Here is a 20,714-nt window from a genome sequence, read left to right as displayed (position 1 = left end):
GCAAAACGGTCTATAATTCTTGTGCCAAAACTTTTACAGGTTTAATTAATCCCTCTTTTGTCGGATGTATTTGATAAATGGCAATAGCCTTATCAGATGGATCAACCATTACAAAAGGCTGACCTTTCTCAACAACAACATCCTTAGCCTGTTCCAATACCGCACCGTTAAGTACTTTCTTTGCTACTTTATCACTAATCTGAATTTTGGGCAAATGAAATAATCCTCGCTCTAAGGGCAGCAGAAACTCATCTGTTTGTCCGGTTTCCATGAATGCTTCCACCTCAGCGAATGTCAGACAGTCTTCAAGCTTAAAACCAGCTGATTCAATCCGCGTTAGGTCTGACATATGTGCTGGAAATCCCAATTTTTCACCTATCATGACAGCAAGCGTTCTAATATATGTTCCTTTACTGCACTTAACACGAAAACGGAAAGAAATGGTTTCTCCTTTGAATTCAGAACGTTCATCGAGAAGGGTGATTTCGTAAATGGTAACCTCCCGTGTCGGTCGCTCCACTTCGATTCCGGCCCGAGCGTATTCATATAACTTTTTCCCGTTTACCTTAACAGCTGAAAACATCGGCGGAGTCTGTTCAATTTTTCCTGTTAATGATTCTAAAACTTCAAGAATTTGTTCACGCTGAATCACTTGAGTAATCCTTTTTTCAGCTACCTTATCGCCGCTTGCATCTTCCGTTGTCGTTGAAAAACCAAGGGTCACTTCCCCTTCATACGCTTTACCTGCCTCTGTCAAATATTCGGCGACTTTTGTTGCCCTACCGATACAAATCGGTAAAACCCCTGTGACATCAGGATCTAAAGTGCCTGTATGCCCAACCTTTTTTGTTTTTAATATCTTCCTTAATTTAAAAACACAATCATGGGATGTCAATCCCTTTGGTTTCCATAATGGTAGAATACCGTTCACACTTTCACCTCATTTTCTAAAAGTGGAAGCACCTCTGTCAGCTTGCACAAACAATATGAACTTAAATTCGAAAGGTGTCTTTTACTTTTTGCTACGCTTTCCTGTCATTTCAAAAAAAAGAGATCGACCCCAAGAAGTGCAAAGCACTTATTGAGTCGACCTCCTTTTCTGCTTGCTTATTATTCGTCTTTTCCAGCCGGTTTTTCCTCTGAATTGATTTGTGAAATTAACGATTCGATTCGATTTCCGTAATCAACCGATTCATCAAATTCAAAAAACAGTTCCGGGGTTTTGCGAAGACGGATTCTTTGCCCAATTTCTGAACGCATAAATCCTTTTGCCTTTGCAAGGCCTTGAAGAGTTTTTTCCCGTTGTTCCTGATCACCCAACACGGAAATATAAACAGTTGCCTGTTGTAGATCGCCTGTAACGTCAACATCTGTTACTGTTACAAATCCGATTCTTGGATCTTTAATTTTTCGGCCGATAATTTCACTCAGCTCTTTTTTCATTTGTTCGCCAACACGATTTGCACGAAGGCTCATAATATCACCTCGCTAGCCTAAAGCCAGTCTATATCTGTTATTGTTCGCTCTATTTCCGGAAAAGAATCTAGAAATTTAAGGGCATTTTGAAGTTCTCTCTCAGTAGCCTTCCTTGAAGATGAAACGGTTACGATAGAAATCTTTGTTCGTTGCCATAGATCCTGAAAATCCGTTTCTGCTACCGATATATTGAACTTCTGTTTAAGCCGTGTCATAACACGCTGCAAAACGGCTCGTTTTTCTTTCAAAGAATGGGTGTCATAGATGATGCACTCACATTGGACAGAGCCAACGATCATTTACGCTCTATCTCTTCCATTACATAAGCTTCAATTACGTCGCCTTCTTTAAGGTCATTGTAATTTTTAATGGTAATACCGCACTCATAGTTCGTTGCCACTTCTTTTACATCATCTTTAAAACGTTTCAATGCATCAATTTCACCTTCGTAAATGACGACACCTTCACGAATTAAGCGAATGCCGCTATCACGTGTGATTTTTCCTTCTGTAACATAAGAACCAGCGATCGTACCAACTTTAGATACTTTGAAAGTCGTACGAACTTCAGCCTGACCAATAATTTTTTCTTCAAATTCAGGGTCAAGCATCCCTTTCATAGCCGACTCGATCTCTTCGATAGCTTTATAAATGATACGGTGAAGGCGGACATCAACATTTTCTGATTCAGCCGCACGCTTCGCATTCACATCAGGACGGACGTTAAATCCGATGACGATTGCATTAGAAGCCGTAGCTAGGATAATGTCAGACTCTGTAATAGCCCCGACGCCAGTGTGAATAATTTTCACTTTTGCGCCTTCTACTTCTATTTTATTCAGGGAAGCGGCAACTGCTTCAGCAGAACCTTGAACATCCGCTTTTAAGATGATGTTCAATTCTTTAATTTCCCCTTCTTTCATTTGCTCGAACAATGTATCAAGCGTTACACGAGATTTTTCATTACGTTGTGAAGCAAGCTGTCTTTGCGCACGAACTTCCCCAACTTGACGGGCAGTTTTTTCATCTTCAAAGACGATGAAACGGTCCCCAGCCTGTGGAACTTCATTCAAACCTGTGATTTCAACCGGTGTAGAAGGACCTGCATCCTTAACACGACGGCCAAGGTCATTAAGCATTGCACGAACGCGGCCGAATGTATTACCAATAACGATTGGATCTCCGACTTTCAACGTTCCGTTTTGAACAAGCAATGTTGCTACAGAGCCGCGCCCTTTATCCAAACGTGCTTCGATAACCGTTCCGTTTGCTTTACGAGTTGGATTTGCTTTATATTCTTCTACTTCACTAACTAGTAGAATCATTTCCAACAAGCTATCGATTCCTTCGCCATTTTTAGCTGAAATAGGTACGAAAATTGTATCTCCGCCCCATGCTTCAGAAACTAAACCGTGCTCTGTCAATTCTTGCATAACGCGGTCTGGATTAGCGGCTTCTTTATCCATTTTATTAACAGCGACGATAATTGGAACCTCTGCTGCTTTAGCATGGTTAATCGCTTCAACCGTTTGAGGCATAACACCATCATCCGCTGCTACAACTAGGATTGTGATATCTGTAACCTGAGCTCCACGAGCACGCATTGTTGTAAACGCAGCATGTCCTGGTGTATCAAGGAATGTAATTTTTTTGTCGTTAACTTTAACTTGATAAGCACCGATATGCTGAGTGATTCCGCCTGCTTCGCCTTCAGTTACTTTAGTATGACGAATAGAATCAAGCAATGTCGTTTTACCATGGTCAACGTGTCCCATGATCGTTACAACAGCCGGACGTTCGATCAAATCTTCAGAAGCATCTTCAGTCACTAATGACTCAAGGTCAGTTAGATCAACCCGAATCTCTTCTTCAGCCAATACACCGTATTCTGTACAGATTAATTCTATAGCATCTTTATCTAATGTTTGGTTAATTGTAGCCATCACACCAAGCATGAAAAGCTTTTTAATGATTTCAGACGGTTCACGGTGAAGTTTTTTACCAAGTTCCATAACAGTCAAAGACTCATAAAACGTAATTTTCTCTGGAAGTTCTCTTTCTTTACGTTTAGTAACAGGAGCCTGTGGTGCTTGTTGTCTTTGTTTATTATTTTTATTTCGGTTATTTCTACCTCTACTAAACTGTCCTGCTGGTTTTTTCGTACCTACAGGTTTAACGGGAGGTTTTTTCTTTAGCTTTTCTTTATTAACTGTACTCTTCTCATCTGCTTCAGCTTCGTATTTTGCAACCGTAGCGTTAGCTTTTGGTTCAGTAGCTGGGCTTTTATCTTCGCTTTTAGGCTTAATTGAATCGTTTAATTTATTTACAGTTGAATCGTCTAATGCTGTCATATGGTTTGTTACCTCTATATTCATTTCTTTAAGTTTAGTTATTACTTCCTTGCTTGAAACGTTCTTTTGTTTTGCATATTCATATACACGCAATTTTGTCATACGTTCACCCCCGTAAAATTTAATCGAGCAGCGTTCGGAGTTTTTGTGCAAAACCTTCATCCAGAACTGCGACGGCAACTCTAGCTTCCTTACCAATCGCATGGCCGAGCATAGACCTGCTTTCGACTCTTTTTAAAGGAACCTGATAAAATGCGCACTTATCAGATATTTTTTTTTCAGTGTTTTTTGAAGCGTCCGCGGATAAAATAACAACTTTGGCATTACCGCTTCTAATCTCTTTAACCACTAATTCTTCACCCGAAATTAGCTTGCGTGCTCGATTGGCCAAACCTAATAGAGACATCCATTGTTGTTGTTGGGTCATGGTGTTAGTATTTCTCCTTATTCACTAATTCAAGCAATTGTTCATAAAGGGAGGAATCGATTTGGGTACTAAGGTGATTAGCCAGCACATTTTTCTTTTTGGCCAGCTCGATAACATCCCGATCAAGAGTCAAATAAGCTCCCCTTCCCGATTTTTTTCCGGTCGGATCAAGGCTGACTTCCCCTTCTTTAGATCGAACGATACGTATGAGTTCTTTCTTCGGCTTCATTTCGCCTGTGGCCACACATTTACGCATCGGGATTTTTTTTCGGCTATTCATCTTTTTTCACCTCTAAATTTACTCGTTATCCTCTTCGAAATCTATATCCTCTTCATTCACATAGCTATCCCTGCTTAAAAGGAATTCCTGTTCTTCAACCGGGTAAATACCCGCTTCACGGGCTTCTGTTTCACTCTTGATATCAATTTTCCAACCAGTAAGTTTGGCAGCTAAGCGAGCATTTTGTCCACGCTTACCAATTGCAAGTGAAAGCTGATAGTCCGGAACGATTACAGTTGTCGCCTTTTCTTCTTCTTTTACGATAACTTCAAGTACTTTTGAAGGGCTTAAAGCATTCGCAACAAAGATAACCGGATTTTCCGACCATTTAACGATATCGATTTTTTCACCTTTTAATTCATTGACGATGGCCTGGACACGTTGTCCCTTTTGGCCTACGCAGGAACCGACCGGATCGACTTCTTCGTTTTCAGAGTGCACGGAGATTTTTGAACGGTCACCTGCTTCACGAGCAACTGACTTAATTTCTACTGTTCCATCAAAAATTTCAGGCACTTCGATTTCGAATAAACGTTTTAAAAGTCCAGGATGTGAACGGGATACAAAAATTTGCGGCCCCTTGGACGTCTTTTCAACTTTTGTGATAAAAACTTTAATACGATCATGAGGTTTATACTGCTCATTAGGCATTTGTTCATTGACTGGAAGCAATGCTTCGATTTTACCTAGACTCACATAGATAAATCGAGAATCCTGACGTTGAACAATCCCTGTCATGATATCCTCTTCGCGATCAATGAATTCAGCATAAATGATGCCGCGCTCTGCTTCACGCACTCTTTGAGTAACAACTTGCTTCGCTGTTTGTGCAGCAATGCGGCCGAAATCTTTTGGCGTTACTTCCATTTCGACAATATCCTCTAGCTGGTAGTTGGGATCAATCGCTCTTGCTTCTTCAACAGAAATTTCCAGACGTGAATCGAATACTTCATCTACAACGTCTTTTCTGGCAAATACACGCATTGTTCCTTTACCAAGATTCAAATCGATACGCACATTTTGCGCTTGGTTAAAGTTACGACGATATGCCGATATAAGAGCAGCCTCAATCGCATCGATTAAAACTTCCCTGGAAATTCCTTTTTCGTTTTCTAAAATATAGAGAGCATCCAATAACTCATTGCCCATGGTGATCCCCCTTACGGATATTTAATTATTGATTTGCTTGACTTAAGAGAAGGTAATCGCCAATCTTGCTTTGGCTACCTTTTCGTATGGAATGACGATTGTTTTCTTTCTTGTCTTGATTTTGATTTCAAGCGTCACTTCGTTCCCATCGAAGCTGGTTAAGATTCCTTCAAATTCTTTTTCATCTAAAATGGGCTCGTATGTTTTTATGTAAACATTTTTACCGATAGCATTAAGGAAATCTTTCTCTTTTTTCAGAGGCCTTTCAGCTCCGGGAGATGAAACTTCGAGAAAATAAATTTGTGGAATTGGATCAACTTCATCAAGCTTTTCACTGAGCTTTTCACTCGCTTTTCCGCAATCTTCAAGATCTACGCCTGTTTCTTTATCAATGTAAACTCGAAGGAACCAGCTTTTACCTTCCTTCACATACTCCACTTCAACTAATTCAAGCTGCAATTCTTCAAGAATTGGTAATGCTAATTCTTCTACAACTTCCGTTACCTTTTTACTCATTTGTTTCCTCCATACGTGCGTTGTATGCGCTTGGTTTCGGATTCAAAATAAATGGTCAATACAACACGAAAGAGTGGGTTTCCCCACTCTTGCCATTGGTTCCTCTTAGTATTTCCAATAAAAATATACCATAATCAAGATATTTATGCAAATATCATGTCTGTTTCTTCCTTTTTATCATCAGCTTCTCTTTTAAAATAAAGATAACTGATTTTGTTCAGGCAGAGACTCTAGACAGCCTTGTTTATCAAGGTATTCAAGAATAGTCTTGGATACTTTCCCTCGCTGTTGTAAATCTTCTTTCGAGAGGAATTCTCCATTCTTACGTGCATTAACGATATTGATGGCCGCATTTGTTCCAAGACCTGGTATTGAATTGAATGGTGGAATCAACGTGTTACCTTCAATTATGAATTGGTCTGCACTAGATTTATACAAATCCACCTTAGCAAAGCTGTATCCGCGCTCACACATTTCTAAGGCAAGTTCAAGAACCGTCAATGTATTCTTTTCCTTAGTAGAAGCATCCAATCCTTTTACATTGATTTCTTCAATCTTAGTTTTGATCGCCTGAGATCCCCGCGTCATCGCATCGATTTCAAAATCATCGGCACGAACTGTGAAATAAGCGGCATAATATAATAAAGGTAAATGCACTTTAAAATAAGCAATCCTGACAGCCATTAATACATAAGCTGCAGCATGGGCTTTCGGGAACATGTATTTAATCTTTTTACATGAATCGATATACCATTCCGGCACCTCATTTTTTCTCATTTCTGCTTCGAATTCCTCGGAGAGCCCTTTCCCTTTACGTACTGATTCCATAATTTTAAACGCCAGAGAAGGATCGAGCCCTTGATAAATCAGATAGACCATAATATCATCCCGACAACCGATAACTTCGCTAAGTGTACATATTCGGTTGTGAATCAGCTCCTGTGCATTACTCAACCATACATCGGTACCATGAGATAATCCGGATATCTGGACAAGCTCGGAAAATGTTGTAGGTTTCGTGTCTTCAAGCATCTGCCTAACAAAACGCGTACCAAATTCGGGAATACCTAGCGTTCCAGTTTTACACATAATTTGATCTTCGGTTACTCCTAATGATTCGGTACTACTGAATATTTTCATTACTTCAGGATCGTCTGTCGGAACCGTTTTTGGATCGATGCCGCTCAAATCCTGAAGCATCCTGATCACAGTCGGATCATCGTGACCAAGAATATCAAGTTTTAAAATATTATCGTGAATTGAATGGAAATCAAAATGAGTCGTTTTCCACTCGGAAGTTCGGTCATCCGCTGGGAACTGAATAGGTGTGAAATCATAAATATCCATGTAATCCGGAACAACGATGATTCCACCTGGATGCTGTCCAGTAGTCCGTTTTACTCCTGTACATCCAGCAACAAGACGGTCAGTCTCAGCTCCCCGCATATGGATATTATTGTCGGTAGAATAACCTTTTACATAGCCATACGCCGTTTTTTCAGCTACCGTACCAATCGTTCCAGCGCGGTAAACATACTCTTCTCCAAACAAGACCTTAGTATAGTTATGGGCCTTCGGCTGATATTCACCGGAGAAGTTCAAGTCAATATCAGGAACCTTATCCCCTTTAAAGCCAAGGAAGGTTTCAAACGGGATATCATGTCCGTCTTTTGTATAAGCAATGCCGCAATCTGGACAGTCTTTATCTGGCAGGTCAAATCCAGAACCCACAGAACCATCATTGAAGAATTCCGATTTTTTACACGTTGGACACACATAATGCGGCGGCAGTGGGTTTACCTCAGTAATTTCAGTCATCGTTGCAACGAACGAAGATCCCACCGACCCCCGTGATCCCACGAGATATCCATCATTCAAAGATTTTTTAACTAGTTTGTGAGAAATCAAATAAATAACGGCAAATCCATGGCCAATGATGCTTTTCAATTCTTTTTCAAGACGAGCTTCTACGATTTCCGGCAGGTTCTCTCCGTATATCTTCTTTGCCATGCCGTAACTCATCTCACGCATCTCTTCTTCTGCGCCTTCAATTTTAGGCGTGTATAACTCATCCTTGATAGGCTTGATTTCATCTATCATATCAGCGATTTTATTCGTGTTAGTTACCACAACTTCTTTGGCTTTCTCAGAACCAAGGAATGAGAAGGCCCTCAGCATATCATCAGTTGTCCGGAAATGTACATCCGGCAGCTTATGACGATTCAGCGGGTTCGCTCCACCTTGTGAATTCACAAGGATTTTACGGTAAATTTTGTCGTTTGGGTCCAAATAATGAACATTCCCTGTGGCAACGACAGGCTTATCCAATTTCTCACCAAGCTTGACGATATTTGTGATGATTGTTTCTAACGATTTATCATCCCTGATATATTCAAGCTCAATCAAATGCTGGTATACTTCCTTCGGATGAATTTCAAGATAATCGTAAAATTCAGCGATATCTATGACTTCCTCAAAACCCTTTTGCATCATCCCTTCAAAAACTTCCCCTTTATCACATCCGGATCCAACGAGAATTCCTTCACGATACTTTTTAAGTTGGGAACGCGGTAACCGAGGTACACGATAATAATAATCAATATGTGATATCGAAATTAATTTAAAAAGGTTTTTTAAACCAGCCTGTGTTTGCGCAATCAGCGTACAATGGGACGGACGGGAACGCTGATAAGCATTTCCTTTACCCATATTGTCATTTAGCTGATCATGATGGGTAATGTCTTTTTCCATCGCATCCTTTAGCATCTTCAACATAAGATAGCCTGTAGCTTCGGCATCATATATGGCCCTATGATGCTGAGTCAAATCGATATCGAACTTTTTACATAATGTATTTAAACGATGGTTTTTAAACTCCGGATATAAAAATCGGGCTAGTTCCAATGTGTCCAGAACTGGATTCGCTGCCTTAGGATATCCCATGTTTTTATAACCTATATTCAAAAAGCCCATATCAAATGTCGCGTTATGAGCAACGAGTATGGCATCTCCTGCCCAATTCCTGAACTTTTCGAGTACTTCCGAGACTTCTGGAGCATTTTCTACAAGATCATCAGTGATTCCCGTCAAATCTATGGTCGTATTGGATAACGGATGATGAGGATTCGCAAATGACTCGAATCGATCAATAATGTCCCCATCACGAATTTTTACTGCAGCAAATTCAATTATCGTATCATAAACGGCAGACAGTCCTGTCGTTTCTACATCAAACACGACATAGGTGGCATCAGCCAATGCAATATGCGCCTCATTATAGACAACCGGCACGCCGTCGTTTACAAGATTCACTTCGACGCCGTAAAGAATTTTAATGTCATTCTTTTTCCCGGCACTATAAGCTTCAGGGAATGATTGGGCACCTGCATGATCCGTGATGGCAACAGCCTTATGCCCCCACTTGGCTGCCTGGGCAATAAGGGCAGAAGTCGGTGTCACCGCATCCATAGAACTCATCGGAGTATGCATATGCAGTTCGACCCGCTTTTCCCCTTCAGGAGCCTTGTCCTGTCGACCCTGTTTAGAGATTTCATTTATATCATTTGCAATCATAACCAAATCCCGTACAAATGTATCATTTTGAATGCTACCTTGAGCACGTACCCACATTCCCTTTTTCACACGGGCAAGAATTGCGGCATCTTCTTTATCACGTGAAAACATTTTGACTAATATTGAGCTGGTATAATCCGTCACTTTGAACGTCAGTAAGCTACGGCCACTGCGAAGCTCTCGGACTTCCGCATCAAATACGAAGCCCTCAATTGCAATTCTCCGCTCTTCATCGATAATCTGTTCAATTCTTCGGAAATCAGCATCTTCTTTAATCGTATAACCAATCTTAACAGGTCCTTCGTAGACGCCATCGTCTCCACCTTTTTCCGATTCTTTCTTCTGCATTTCCACTAGGGCAGCAAGCCCCTTTTCCGCGTCTTCCTTTTGTTTCTCTTCCAAAAACTTCTGATAATCAGGATTCGAAACTGTTTCCTTTACTTCCGCATCAAGAGTCAGTGGAGGGAAACCAAACGTTTGATAGATATTCGAAATGAGTCCAGAGTATTTTCGTTTCAACTGACCGGCCTCAGTATCATTTCGTGCACTTACGATAATTTTATATCCGTTTACTGTAGGCTCTTGCTCATTTAGTAGTGACAATAGAGCTGGAGACATGCCTTGAAGCTCGCCTATGCAGTTTTTCCAATACTCTTTAACTAATTGTTCGGTCACTTGCGGGTTAGCTACATTCAAAGTGAATGAGACCTTCGCAATATGGGCGAAGGTACTTGCTAATTGAGTAGCAAGTCTTGTATGAACACTGCAAGGAATTAACGCAGGTATATTAAAGGCAAAATGCCATGTTTTGGACTCTCTCTCAATTGAGAGCTTATCAATTTCGGCACCAATGAAAAAGTTCACAAAGGCATCCTCAGTCAAGTCCATCTGCTGGAGCAAGAGTTGAAATCTCTCTCTACCGCTATTAGGATTTTGATCCATTTCCTCTCTCCCCTTATCTACTATCTCTTAAGATTTTATTCATTATTATTTCCACTCTAATATCAGTGGTTATTATAACATAACACGTACCTTTCACGAGTATCTAAATGTAGGAAAAGGAAAAGCATCATTCAATTGAATGATGCCTCCCTTCGCTATTTTTCAAAATAATTATCCTAATATTTCGCGAAGTTTTTGAGTTAGTTCAGCTCTTTCAATTTCAAGAACCTCACCAGTTTTACGGATTTTCACTTCGACAATTCCCTCTGAAGCCTTTTTACCGACTGTTACACGGACAGGAAGTCCAATTAAGTCTGAATCAGCAAATTTAACACCGGCACGTTCTTGACGATCATCCATCAGAACTTCCAAGCCTTGTGTTTTAAAATCATTATACAATTCTTCTGAAAGTGCAGACTGCGCTTCATCCTTCATATTAATTGGAATCAAATGAACTTGGTATGGCGCTAAGTTCACTGGCCAAACCAATCCTTTTTCATCGTTGAATTGCTCGGCTACAGCTGCAAGTGTGCGAGATACACCAATTCCGTAACAACCCATGATCATCGGCTGTGATCGTCCATTTTCATCAAGGAAGGTCGCGTTCATCGCTTCGGAATATTTTGTCCCAAGCTTGAATACGTGACCAACCTCAATACCTTTAGCAAATTGAATTTTTCCGTTTCCATCCGGTGATGGGTCACCCTCTTGAATAAAACGAAGATCCAAATAGTTGGCTACATTAAAATCACGGTCTGGATTTACATTCACATAATGGTAGTCTTCATCATTTGCACCACAGATTCCATTGACCATTACTTCGATAGCAACATCCGCAATCACTTCTACGTCAGAAGTGACATTGATTGGTCCTAGAGAACCAATTGCACAGCCTAAAACCTCTTTCGTCTCGATTGGATCTGCCATTTCTACGACTGATGCGTTATAGAAATTCTTCAACTTAATATCATTGACTTCATGATCACCGCGCACCAATACGAGCACATATTTTTCATCCACTTTAAACAACAACGATTTAATCAACTTCGTAGCATCCGTTTTTAAGAATGTTGCTACTTCCTCGATTGATTTTTGCCCAGGTGTATGAATTTTTTCAAGTGCACCCTGTGCTTCTGAACTTTTTTCATAGTTCACACTTACTGGTGCCATTTCAATATTAGCTGCATAATCAGACGTATCTGAATAGGCAATTGTATCTTCCCCTATTTCAGATAGGACCATGAATTCATGTGTATCTTTTCCACCCATAGCTCCTGAATCGGCAATGACCGCACGGAAATCAAGACCGCAGCGGCTAAATACATTTGCATACGCCGCATATAATTTTTTATAAACAGCATCAAGGCTTTCTTGATTAGCATGGAAAGAATAAGCATCTTTCATGATAAATTCACGTCCACGCAACAATCCAAAGCGCGGCCTCTTTTCGTCACGGAATTTCGTTTGAATTTGGTATACTGTTAAAGGAAGACGCTTGTAAGACTTCACTTCATCACGAACTAGGCTTGTAATCACTTCTTCATGTGTGGCACCAAGCGCAAATTCACGGTTGTTGCGGTCCTTCAAACGCATCAACTCTGGACCATATGTATACCAGCGTCCAGATTCCTGCCAGAATTCCGCTTGTTGTAAAGCAGGCATTAATAGCTCAACTGCACCAGCATTATCCATCTCTTCCCGAACAATGGCTTCAACCTTTTGAAGCACCTTTTTCCCAAGCGGCATGAAACTATATACCCCACTGGAATTTTGTCTCATAAATCCTGCACGTAATAAAAGCTGATGACTTTTAATTTCTGCATCTGCAGGTACTTCTCTCAATGTAGGGATTAACGTCATACTTTGTTTCATATCTGCACCTCTTCAATAATTCCTTTAAATTAAACTGCCGCCACGGATAATTACATACCGTAGCTTTTATACGGTCATATAATACAAAAAAAGACTTTCTGAGATATTCAGAAAAGCTGATTTAATATACTCATTCTCGATTATACTTACGATTTACTTAGAAAACAAACTATTTCCCCAAAACGTTTAAAAAACTTAAGAAAATGGTGATTTCCATTCCCATGATTAGAAACAGCCAACAGATAATTCTGCTGGCCTGTTATACCTTATTCGAACATGTTTTATAAGAAGAATCGCTGGATGTCATTCCAAGTAACGACAATCATTAACAACATCAGCAATGCAAACCCGATAAAGTGAACCATTCCTTCTTTTTGGCGGTCAATTGGTTTTCCTCTTAAGAATTCTACCACGAAGAATAGCAGTCTTCCTCCATCCAACGCTGGTAATGGAAGAAGGTTCATAATTCCTAGGTTAATGCTGAGCAGTCCTGCCCATTTCATCAACGTGAATATACCTTGTTTTGCAACTTCTTCTGTGGATTTATAGATTCCTACAGGGCCTGATAGACTGTCGATCGTAAAGCCGCCCGTTACAAGGTCACCAAGAATAATAAAGATCTGTTTTGTCCAAAAATATGTTTCGGTAAAACCGTATTGTATTGCTTTAATCGGTGCTTTTTCAACTGGAGGGTAGACACCGATAATTCCAATTTTCTTGCCATCTCTCTTCACTTCTTGAGGAACAACGGGTACTTCTAATGTTTTCCCGTCCCTATCAACGACAAACTCTATTTCTTGTCCAGGGTTTTTTTGTATGCTTTCCTGAACATCTCCCCAAGATGAGACTTCTGCTCCCTCAATCGATTGAATAACATCCCCAGATTTTAACCCGGCATTTATAGCCGAACCATCCGCAGTCAGTTCACCGAGTTTTGCTTCATCCACAACAACCCCTTGAAACAAACCAATCAACACAAAAATGACAAACGCCAAAACAAAGTTCATCGCTGGCCCAGCTACAATCGTAAGGAAGCGGTGTCCAAGCGACTTTGAGGCAAATTGTCGGTCATAAGGTGCAATCTGATTTTCCACACCATTTTCAACGATTACCGCTTCTTTATGAATGGTAAAGGTTTTTAACGTATCTTCCTCTCCCTCTTCATAACCTGTAAGAATCAGTTTGTGATCAAGGTCGATCACTTCTACTTCAACAAGCCGGATATCAGGATATTTATCTTTATTGTTCAAAATGATTTTTGTAACATACTCTTCATTATCAAAAATTAATCCTACGCGATAACCCGGCTTCAGCTCAATATTTTCAGCATCTTCGCCAGCCATACGCACATACCCACCTAGAGGAAGCAGGCGAATCGTATAAACGGTTTCCTTCTTTTTATACGTGAATACTTTTGGTCCGAAACCGATTGCGAACTCACGGCATAAAATTCCGGCACGCTTTGCAAACACTAAGTGTCCAAGCTCATGGAAAAATACAAGAGCACCGAATATGATAATGAACGCTATAATCGTTTCTAAAGTCTGCATGTTCCGGTCACCTATCTTTCACTAAAGATTCTATATACTGCCTTGTCATTAAATCTACTTCCTGAATGGTTTCTAAATCCGGAAGTGTTATGACAGAATGCTGATTCAGCGCTTTTTCAATCAAAGTCTCAATTTCCAGGAATGATACCTTTCCAGATAAAAATGCAGCTACTGCTGCTTCATTGGCTGCATTCAAAACCGTTGTCATTGTTCCGCCCATTTTACCTGCTTCATAGGCAAATTGCAAACAAGGATATCTGGTGAAATCCATATCGCTAAAATGAAGTTTCCCTGCATCAGCCAAGTTCAGACGTTTACGCCCCACGAGTGGCAGACGGTCTGGATAAGTAAGTGCATATTGAATCGGTACGCGCATATCGGGTGTGCCCAGTTGGGCAATCACACTGGAATCATGAAATTCAACCATGGAATGGATGATACTCTCCTTATGTAGCAATACATCAATTTTATCGTAAGGAAGATCGAATAGCCAGTGGGCTTCAATGACTTCCAACCCCTTATTCATCATCGAAGCGGAGTCTACCGTAATTTTAGCACCCATTGACCAGTTCGGATGGTTTAGGGCCTCTTCCACCGTTACACCTTTCAATTCTTCTCGGGTACGATCCCGGAAGCTTCCGCCTGATGCAGTAATGACTAGACGTTCGATATTCTTTTCCTTTTCACCCTGTAACGCCTGGAAAATCGCTGAGTGCTCACTATCAACAGGGAGTAATCTAACTCCAGCTTTTTTAGCTTCATTTATGACCAAATGACCTGCAGTCACCAGTGTCTCCTTATTGGCGATTGCAATATCCTTTTTAGCCTTTATTGCCTGTAAAGTTGGATAGAGTCCTACGCTTCCGATGACGGCATTGACTAATATTGTAGCTTGATCATAAACAGCAACAGCGGTCAGTCCTTCATCTCCGTACATGAACTCGATATCTTTTTTGCTGAAGAATTCACTTTTTAAAACATGATAATCCTCTTTAGTCTGTACTGAAACAAGTTTCGGTTCAAACTCTTGTATGTAAGTTCTGACCAATTCTATATTTTTCCCGGCTGAAAGCGCCACTATTTTGAATTGATCAGGATGAGCCCTCACTACATCCGCTGTTTGTTGGCCAATCGAACCTGTTGCACCCAAAAGGCTGATATATTTCAAATTGTTCATCTCCTAATTTATATAACACTTGCCTATGCCTTTATTTGTATTATAATACATGCAATAAATGCAAAATCGGTAAAATAAATATCAAACTATCAAGCCTGTCCAAAATTCCTCCATGACCTGGAAGAAGCTTCCCTGAATCCTTTACCCCATAATGACGTTTATAAGCCGATTGAACGAGATCTCCCAATTGGCCGAAAATCGCAATGATTAAAGAAATCAATAACAATTGTAATAATGTATAGTCGAGGGAAGAGAAAACATAAAATAGCACACCCACTATCAACGCGGAGAATATCCCTCCGAAAAATCCCTCCACCGTTTTATTTGGACTGATTTCAGGCCATAACTTTCTTTTACCTAGTGACTTACCGATAAAGTATGCTCCTGAATCGGTTGCCCAAATCGTAAATAATGCAAGCAATATATATATCAGACCCAGACCCAACGAATCACGTGTTTCAAATAGATAGTAGAATCCCATGCCTAGGTATAGGATCGTGATCACTAAAAAGCCTGCGTCATCAAAAGTAAAACGATTTTTTGAAACGACTGTATAAAGAAGTAGCAGTAAAACGCCCATTAAGAAAATTTGGACTTTATCGTAATTAATATTGGCTAAAAAAGCGGTATTTTCATTGGGTAGTAAAAGTACCCACAACAAGATATGTGAAAGAATCGCTTCAAAAGAGACCACACGCATATTTTTCATTTTCATCAGTTCATACAAACCAATGGACGCTAGCAGATATACCAGCAGTAAAAAGGGAATTCCCCCTAAAATAACTATTGGAATGAAGATAGCGGCAGCAACGACCGCCGTAATAATTCGCTGTTTCATTATTCCATTTTCCTCGCCTTCTACATTAAACGCCACCGAATCTTCGTGAACGCTTTTGATACTCCTCAACTGCCTGCAATAAATGCTCTTCACTAAAATCCGGCCATAATACATCTGTAAACCATAGCTCTGTATAAGCCGCCTGCCATAGCATGAAATTACTTAAACGGATTTCACCGCTTGTGCGAATTAGTAAATCTGGATCTGACAAATGCTTAGTCATTAAGTAACTTGTCAGTATTTCCTCCGAAACATTTTCCTTTATTATACCATTCTTAACATCATGAACGATGCTATTCACTGCGGTTACGATTTCTCCGCGGCTTCCGTAGTTTAGAGCAAAGTTTAAAATCATCCCATCATTATTCTTAGTATCTTCCATTGCCCGTTTAACGGCATTTTGAGTATGTGACGGGATGAGAGACAAGTCGCCAATCGTCTCTACTCTTACATTTTCAGAAATAAGCTCAGGTAAAAAGGTCCCGAGAAATTCCTGAGGAAGCTTCATTAAAAAGTCGACTTCACTTTTCGGACGTTTCCAATTTTCAGTGGAGAACGCATAGACGGTTAATGTTTTTACTCCTAATTTATTGGCTACTTTCGTAATTTTACGAACGGTTTTCATTCCTTCATGATGACCGGCCACGCGTGGCAGTGCACGCTTTTTGGCCCAACGGCCGTTTCCATCCATAATAATGGCAATATGTTGAGGAACATCAAACTTCTTAATATGCTGAATCCTATTTGTTACATCGGAAGAAGCATCTTTTTTAACGAAACGCTTCCATAGTGAATACATATGTTAGTCCCCCATTAGGTTGTACTTATCTCTCTACAAAGTTAAAAATATTCGCGCTCTATGTATATCAAGCTTTCTGCGAAAAAGAACAGAATCTTTATTATAATATCAAAAAAAAACTTGTTCTCATATTATTATGAAAAAAAATTCTTAATTAGAAGTCAGAAGGGGAGAAATTATCACTTCTTTTTTCTAAAAACAGTTTATCATTTGCAATGAAAAATACAAAAAAGGACCACCTCCAACGTTTGCATGCAGCTTACTAACTCAAGGCGTAATCATTATCGGAGAAACCTTATTATAACAGTTTTCTCTTTTTAGCACACCTATATGTTAGAACTAAGACATGACCAGTATGGATTCGGCCCTCTTTATTTTATATTTTAAGAAGAGATTATACTTCCAAAATTTCTTTTTCTTTATCTTTCGTAATCTCATCGATTTTCGTGATATTGCCATCAGTCATCTTTTGGATGTCATCAGCATAGCCGCGTAAATCATCTTCAGTGATTTCACCATTTTTTTCAAGTTTTTTCAAATCGTCATTACCATCGCGACGAACATTACGGACTGCTATTTTCGCTTCTTCCGCTTCTTTCTTGACAACCTTCACAAGCTCTTTTCTACGTTCTTCAGTTAACGCAGGAATGGCAATACGGATGATTGATCCATCATTGGAAGGATTTAAACCTAAGTCAGATTTCAAAATCGCTTTTTCAATCTCACCTAAGACGGTTTTGTCATAAGGCTGAATCACTAAAAGTCTAGCTTCCGGTACAGAAATACCAGCAAGCTGATTAATCGGGGTTGGAGAACCATAATAATCAATAGATATTCTATCTAGCAACGAGGCATTCGCCCTGCCGGCACGGATGCTGGCTAATTCACGTGTGTAAGCTCCAATGGCTTTTTCCATTTTCGTTTTCGCATTTGAAATAACTTGTTTCGGCATCTTTTATTTCCCCCTTACAATTGTTCCAAGCGTTTCGCCTAAAACGGCTCGTTTAATATTACCTTTTTCCATAATCGAGAAGACAATCAATGGTATATCATTGTCCATGCAAAGTGAGGACGCAGTCGAATCCATTACTTCTAATCCCTCTTTAATCACATCAAGATAAGAAAGTTCATCATACTTCACAGCATTTTTGTCTTTAACAGGGTCAGCATTATAAACGCCATCCACATTATTCTTCGCCATCAAGATAACGTCAGCTTCAATTTCAGCTGCACGCAAGGCCGCAGTAGTATCCGTTGAAAAATAAGGATTACCTGTACCAGCTGCAAAAATTACAACTCTCTTTTTCTCAAGATGTCTGATCGCACGGCGTCTAATGTATGGTTCTGCCACTTGTCTCATCTCAATGGAAGTTTGAACGCGTGTTTCAATTCCAAGTTGATCAAGGCTATCTTGTAAAGCCAATGAATTCATGACTGTAGCCAACATACCCATATAATCGGCATTAGCACGATCCATGCCCATTTCACTTCCGATTTTCCCGCGCCAAATGTTTCCGCCACCGACAACTACAGCAACTTCTACATCAAGTTCAGCTACTTCTTTAACTTGTTCAGCAATTGATTTAATTACTGCAGGGTTAATTCCAAATCCTTCGTCACCGGCTAATGCTTCGCCACTGAGTTTTAGTACAACACGTTTATATTTAGCGTTACTCATGAAAACCTCCAACTATGTAATCTTTTCGTTCGTTCATCCTGTTATTCTTGCTACCAAAAGTTCATGACATTTCAAAAAATAGGGAACACTAAAGTGTTCCCTATTCAATCATTTTCTTGCAATTAGTCTTTTTTAACTTGGTTCATTACTTCTTCAGCAAAGTTTTCTTGACGTTTTTCAAGACCTTCGCCTACTTCATAACGAACGAATGATTGGATTTTTCCACCTTTTGATTCTACGAATTGTCCAACTTTTTGATCTGGATTTTTAACGAAAGCTTGTTCGTTCACACAGATTTCTTCGTAGAATTTGTTGATACGTCCTTCAACCATTTTCGCAACGATTTTTTCTGGTTTACCTTCATTAAGAGCTTGTTGTGTAAGAACTTCACGTTCGCGGTCTAGTTCGCTTGCATCCACTTGGTCACGTGAAATATATTTCGGGTTAATAGCAGCGATATGCATTGAAACGCCTTTAGCTGCCTCTGCATCAGTTGTACCCTCAAGAACAGAAAGCACACTGATACGTCCACCCATGTGAAGGTATGCGCCAAATGCGTCATTATCTGTTTTTGTAACAACTTGGAAACGACGTAGAGTTAATTTTTCACCAATTTTAGCAACTGCTGCATTGATATGATCTGCAACTTTTGCTCCATTTTCCATTGTTTGCTCAAGAGCAATTTCAACGCTTTCAGGTTTGTTAGCAAGAAGGAATGCAGCCAATTCTTTAACAAGAGCTTGGAAGCCTTCGTTTTTAGCAACGAAATCTGTTTCTGAGTTCACTTCAAGGATAACTGCTTGGTTTCCTTCAACAACGATAGAAGTTAAACCTTCAGCAGCGATACGGTCTCCTTTATTAGCAGCTTTCGCAATTCCTTTTTCACGTAGGAAATCGATTGCTTTTTCCATATCACCTTCAGTTTGTACTAGCGCCTTTTTACAGTCCATCATGCCGGCACCAGTTTTTTCACGCAATTCTTTAACTAATTGTGCAGTGATTGCCATAATATTTATCCTCCTCAAATTAAATGCAGTTTATTCAGTCTTTACCCATTTCGCCAGATAATACCTGTTTTTATCAATAAAAACAACAAATTATAGCAAAATTCTCAAAAAACCATCAACCGGTCAGTCTTATGGACAAAACCCTGATGTCATATTATCTTCATTCCCTGAAAATCAACCGTAACGTTTTTAAAAAATTCGCACGGGATTTATGTATGCTTATTTAGTGCAAAAAAAAGGGATAAAAGGCATTATCCTCTTATCACCTTTTTTTCTTACTAATTAAGCAACCTTTTTTGCCTATTAAGCAGTTGTTGTTTCAGTTGCTGTTTCTTCGCCTTGTTTAGCTTCTAAGATAGCATCTGCCATTTTACCTGTTAATAATTTAACAGCACGGATTGCATCGTCATTCGCAGGAATAACTACATCGATTTCATCCGGATCACAGTTTGTATCAACGATACCAACAAGTGGAATGTGTAATTTGTGTGCTTCCGCAACAGCAATACGCTCTTTGCGAGGGTCGATAACGAAGATCGCATCTGGAAGAGTCTTCATATCTTTAATACCGCCTAAGAATTTCTCTAAGCGATCCCATTCTTTTTTAAGTTGGATAACTTCTTTTTTAGGAAGTACTTCGAAAGTTCCGTTTGCTTCCATTTTTTCGATATCTTTAAGACGAGTAATACGTTTTTGGATTGTTTCAAAGTTTGTTAAAGTTCCACCTAACCAACGTTGGTTTACATAGTACATACCAGAACGGATAGCTTCTTCTTTAACAGATTCTTGAGCTTGTTTTTTAGTACCAACGAAAAGAACAGTTCCACCGTTAGCAGCTAGTTCTTTAACGAAGTTATAAGCTTCCTCAACCTTTTTAACTGTTTTTTGAAGGTCGATGATGTAGATGCCGTTACGCTCAGTGAAGATATATTTCTTCATTTTCGGGTTCCAGCGACGTGTTTGGTGTCCGAAATGCACACCAGCTTCAAGCAATTGTTTCATAGAAATGACTGACATTTTAGTTCCTCCTAAATGGTTTTGTTTTTCCTCCGCACCGATCATTTTCATACAGAAACTGTC

General features: G+C 39.8%; 18 protein-coding genes. All 18 read right to left on the bottom strand.

Annotated features, from left to right (window positions below; all coding sequences use genetic code 11):
* Window positions 1-10 precede the first annotated feature (10 nt).
* The 18 genes from truB to rpsB all read right to left on the bottom strand — a co-directional run bounded on the left by truB (window position 11) and on the right by rpsB (window position 20,651).
* Window positions 11-931 (bottom strand): tRNA pseudouridine(55) synthase TruB, encoded by a 921-nt coding sequence (gene truB / locus RE409_RS09015; protein WP_053345365.1) that lies wholly within the window; start codon window positions 929-931, stop codon window positions 11-13.
* 179 nt (window positions 932-1,110) lie between these two features.
* Window positions 1,111-1,476, bottom strand: coding sequence for a 30S ribosome-binding factor RbfA (gene rbfA / locus RE409_RS09010; RefSeq protein WP_053345364.1), 366 nt, complete (start codon window positions 1,474-1,476; stop codon window positions 1,111-1,113).
* 17 nt (window positions 1,477-1,493) lie between these two features.
* Window positions 1,494-1,775, bottom strand: coding sequence for a DUF503 domain-containing protein (locus RE409_RS09005; RefSeq protein ID WP_053345363.1), 282 nt, complete (start codon window positions 1,773-1,775; stop codon window positions 1,494-1,496).
* Window positions 1,772-3,928 carry a translation initiation factor IF-2 gene (gene infB / locus RE409_RS09000; RefSeq protein WP_201181401.1) on the bottom strand — a complete coding sequence of 719 codons (2,157 nt, stop codon included), beginning with the start codon at window positions 3,926-3,928 and terminating at the stop codon, window positions 1,772-1,774. The genes RE409_RS09005 and infB overlap by 4 nt, the downstream gene beginning before the upstream one ends.
* A gap of 19 nt (window positions 3,929-3,947) precedes the next feature.
* Window positions 3,948-4,253 (bottom strand): YlxQ family RNA-binding protein, encoded by a 306-nt coding sequence (locus RE409_RS08995; RefSeq protein WP_056526846.1) that lies wholly within the window; start codon window positions 4,251-4,253, stop codon window positions 3,948-3,950.
* 4 nt (window positions 4,254-4,257) lie between these two features.
* Window positions 4,258-4,533, bottom strand: a complete 276-nt coding sequence (gene rnpM, locus RE409_RS08990) for an RNase P modulator RnpM (protein WP_053345360.1) — start codon at window positions 4,531-4,533, stop codon at window positions 4,258-4,260.
* An 18-nt stretch (window positions 4,534-4,551) separates the two neighbouring features.
* On the bottom strand, window positions 4,552-5,682 hold the full coding sequence (gene nusA, locus RE409_RS08985; protein ID WP_053345359.1) for a transcription termination factor NusA: 1,131 nt from the start codon (window positions 5,680-5,682) through the stop codon (window positions 4,552-4,554).
* A gap of 42 nt (window positions 5,683-5,724) precedes the next feature.
* Entirely contained in the window at window positions 5,725-6,198 is a 474-nt protein-coding gene (gene rimP / locus RE409_RS08980; protein ID WP_053345358.1) for a ribosome maturation factor RimP, read from the bottom strand.
* A gap of 192 nt (window positions 6,199-6,390) precedes the next feature.
* The gene (locus tag RE409_RS08975) at window positions 6,391-10,713 is read right to left on the bottom strand and encodes a PolC-type DNA polymerase III (RefSeq protein WP_201181402.1); all 4,323 of its coding nucleotides are present in this window, start codon (window positions 10,711-10,713) and stop codon (window positions 6,391-6,393) included.
* Between the two features lie 171 nt (window positions 10,714-10,884).
* Window positions 10,885-12,585 (bottom strand): proline--tRNA ligase, encoded by a 1,701-nt coding sequence (locus tag RE409_RS08970; protein WP_201181403.1) that lies wholly within the window; start codon window positions 12,583-12,585, stop codon window positions 10,885-10,887.
* 281 nt (window positions 12,586-12,866) lie between these two features.
* Window positions 12,867-14,135, bottom strand: a complete 1,269-nt coding sequence (gene rseP / locus RE409_RS08965; RefSeq protein ID WP_201181405.1) for an RIP metalloprotease RseP — start codon at window positions 14,133-14,135, stop codon at window positions 12,867-12,869.
* 7 nt (window positions 14,136-14,142) lie between these two features.
* Window positions 14,143-15,303, bottom strand: a complete 1,161-nt coding sequence (dxr, locus tag RE409_RS08960) for a 1-deoxy-D-xylulose-5-phosphate reductoisomerase (RefSeq protein WP_201181407.1) — start codon at window positions 15,301-15,303, stop codon at window positions 14,143-14,145.
* Between the two features lie 49 nt (window positions 15,304-15,352).
* On the bottom strand, window positions 15,353-16,150 hold the full coding sequence (locus tag RE409_RS08955; protein ID WP_056527103.1) for a phosphatidate cytidylyltransferase: 798 nt from the start codon (window positions 16,148-16,150) through the stop codon (window positions 15,353-15,355).
* Window positions 16,151-16,175: 25 nt separating this feature from the next.
* Entirely contained in the window at window positions 16,176-16,949 is a 774-nt protein-coding gene (locus tag RE409_RS08950; RefSeq protein WP_056526832.1) for an undecaprenyl pyrophosphate synthase, read from the bottom strand.
* Window positions 16,950-17,343: 394 nt separating this feature from the next.
* Window positions 17,344-17,901, bottom strand: a complete 558-nt coding sequence (frr, locus tag RE409_RS08945) for a ribosome recycling factor (protein ID WP_201181410.1) — start codon at window positions 17,899-17,901, stop codon at window positions 17,344-17,346.
* A 3-nt stretch (window positions 17,902-17,904) separates the two neighbouring features.
* Window positions 17,905-18,627: a UMP kinase gene (gene pyrH / locus RE409_RS08940; RefSeq protein WP_053345351.1), complete on the bottom strand. Its 723-nt coding sequence runs from the start codon at window positions 18,625-18,627 to the stop codon at window positions 17,905-17,907.
* 122 nt (window positions 18,628-18,749) lie between these two features.
* Window positions 18,750-19,634, bottom strand: coding sequence for a translation elongation factor Ts (gene tsf, locus RE409_RS08935; RefSeq protein ID WP_056526827.1), 885 nt, complete (start codon window positions 19,632-19,634; stop codon window positions 18,750-18,752).
* 303 nt (window positions 19,635-19,937) lie between these two features.
* A complete protein-coding gene (rpsB, locus tag RE409_RS08930; RefSeq protein ID WP_056526825.1) occupies window positions 19,938-20,651 on the bottom strand; it encodes a 30S ribosomal protein S2 in 714 nt (237 codons plus the stop codon).
* Window positions 20,652-20,714 lie beyond the last annotated feature (63 nt).

It is taken from the genome of Peribacillus sp. R9-11 (assembly GCF_031345095.1).
Taxonomy (GTDB): Bacteria; Bacillota; Bacilli; order Bacillales; family DSM-1321; genus Peribacillus; species Peribacillus butanolivorans.
The sequence above is the reverse complement of the archived record's forward strand: the minus strand, read 5'-3'. Positions and strand labels throughout refer to the sequence as shown.

Coding starts and splice junctions, on each gene's coding strand:
- RE409_RS08950 (WP_056526832.1), bottom strand. CDS start 16,949: ATGTATTCACTATGGAAGCGTTTCGTTAAAAAAGATGCTTCTTCCGAT.
- rnpM (WP_053345360.1), bottom strand. CDS start 4,533: ATGAATAGCCGAAAAAAAATCCCGATGCGTAAATGTGTGGCCACAGGC.
- RE409_RS09005 (WP_053345363.1), bottom strand. CDS start 1,775: ATGATCGTTGGCTCTGTCCAATGTGAGTGCATCATCTATGACACCCAT.
- tsf (WP_056526827.1), bottom strand. CDS start 19,634: ATGGCAATCACTGCACAATTAGTTAAAGAATTGCGTGAAAAAACTGGT.
- RE409_RS08975 (WP_201181402.1), bottom strand. CDS start 10,713: ATGGATCAAAATCCTAATAGCGGTAGAGAGAGATTTCAACTCTTGCTC.
- RE409_RS08970 (WP_201181403.1), bottom strand. CDS start 12,585: ATGAAACAAAGTATGACGTTAATCCCTACATTGAGAGAAGTACCTGCA.
- nusA (WP_053345359.1), bottom strand. CDS start 5,682: ATGGGCAATGAGTTATTGGATGCTCTCTATATTTTAGAAAACGAAAAA.
- rpsB (WP_056526825.1), bottom strand. CDS start 20,651: ATGTCAGTCATTTCTATGAAACAATTGCTTGAAGCTGGTGTGCATTTC.
- RE409_RS08955 (WP_056527103.1), bottom strand. CDS start 16,150: ATGAAACAGCGAATTATTACGGCGGTCGTTGCTGCCGCTATCTTCATT.
- frr (WP_201181410.1), bottom strand. CDS start 17,901: ATGCCGAAACAAGTTATTTCAAATGCGAAAACGAAAATGGAAAAAGCC.
- rseP (WP_201181405.1), bottom strand. CDS start 14,135: ATGCAGACTTTAGAAACGATTATAGCGTTCATTATCATATTCGGTGCT.
- pyrH (WP_053345351.1), bottom strand. CDS start 18,627: ATGAGTAACGCTAAATATAAACGTGTTGTACTAAAACTCAGTGGCGAA.
- rbfA (WP_053345364.1), bottom strand. CDS start 1,476: ATGAGCCTTCGTGCAAATCGTGTTGGCGAACAAATGAAAAAAGAGCTG.
- infB (WP_201181401.1), bottom strand. CDS start 3,928: ATGACAAAATTGCGTGTATATGAATATGCAAAACAAAAGAACGTTTCA.
- RE409_RS08995 (WP_056526846.1), bottom strand. CDS start 4,253: ATGACCCAACAACAACAATGGATGTCTCTATTAGGTTTGGCCAATCGA.
- rimP (WP_053345358.1), bottom strand. CDS start 6,198: ATGAGTAAAAAGGTAACGGAAGTTGTAGAAGAATTAGCATTACCAATT.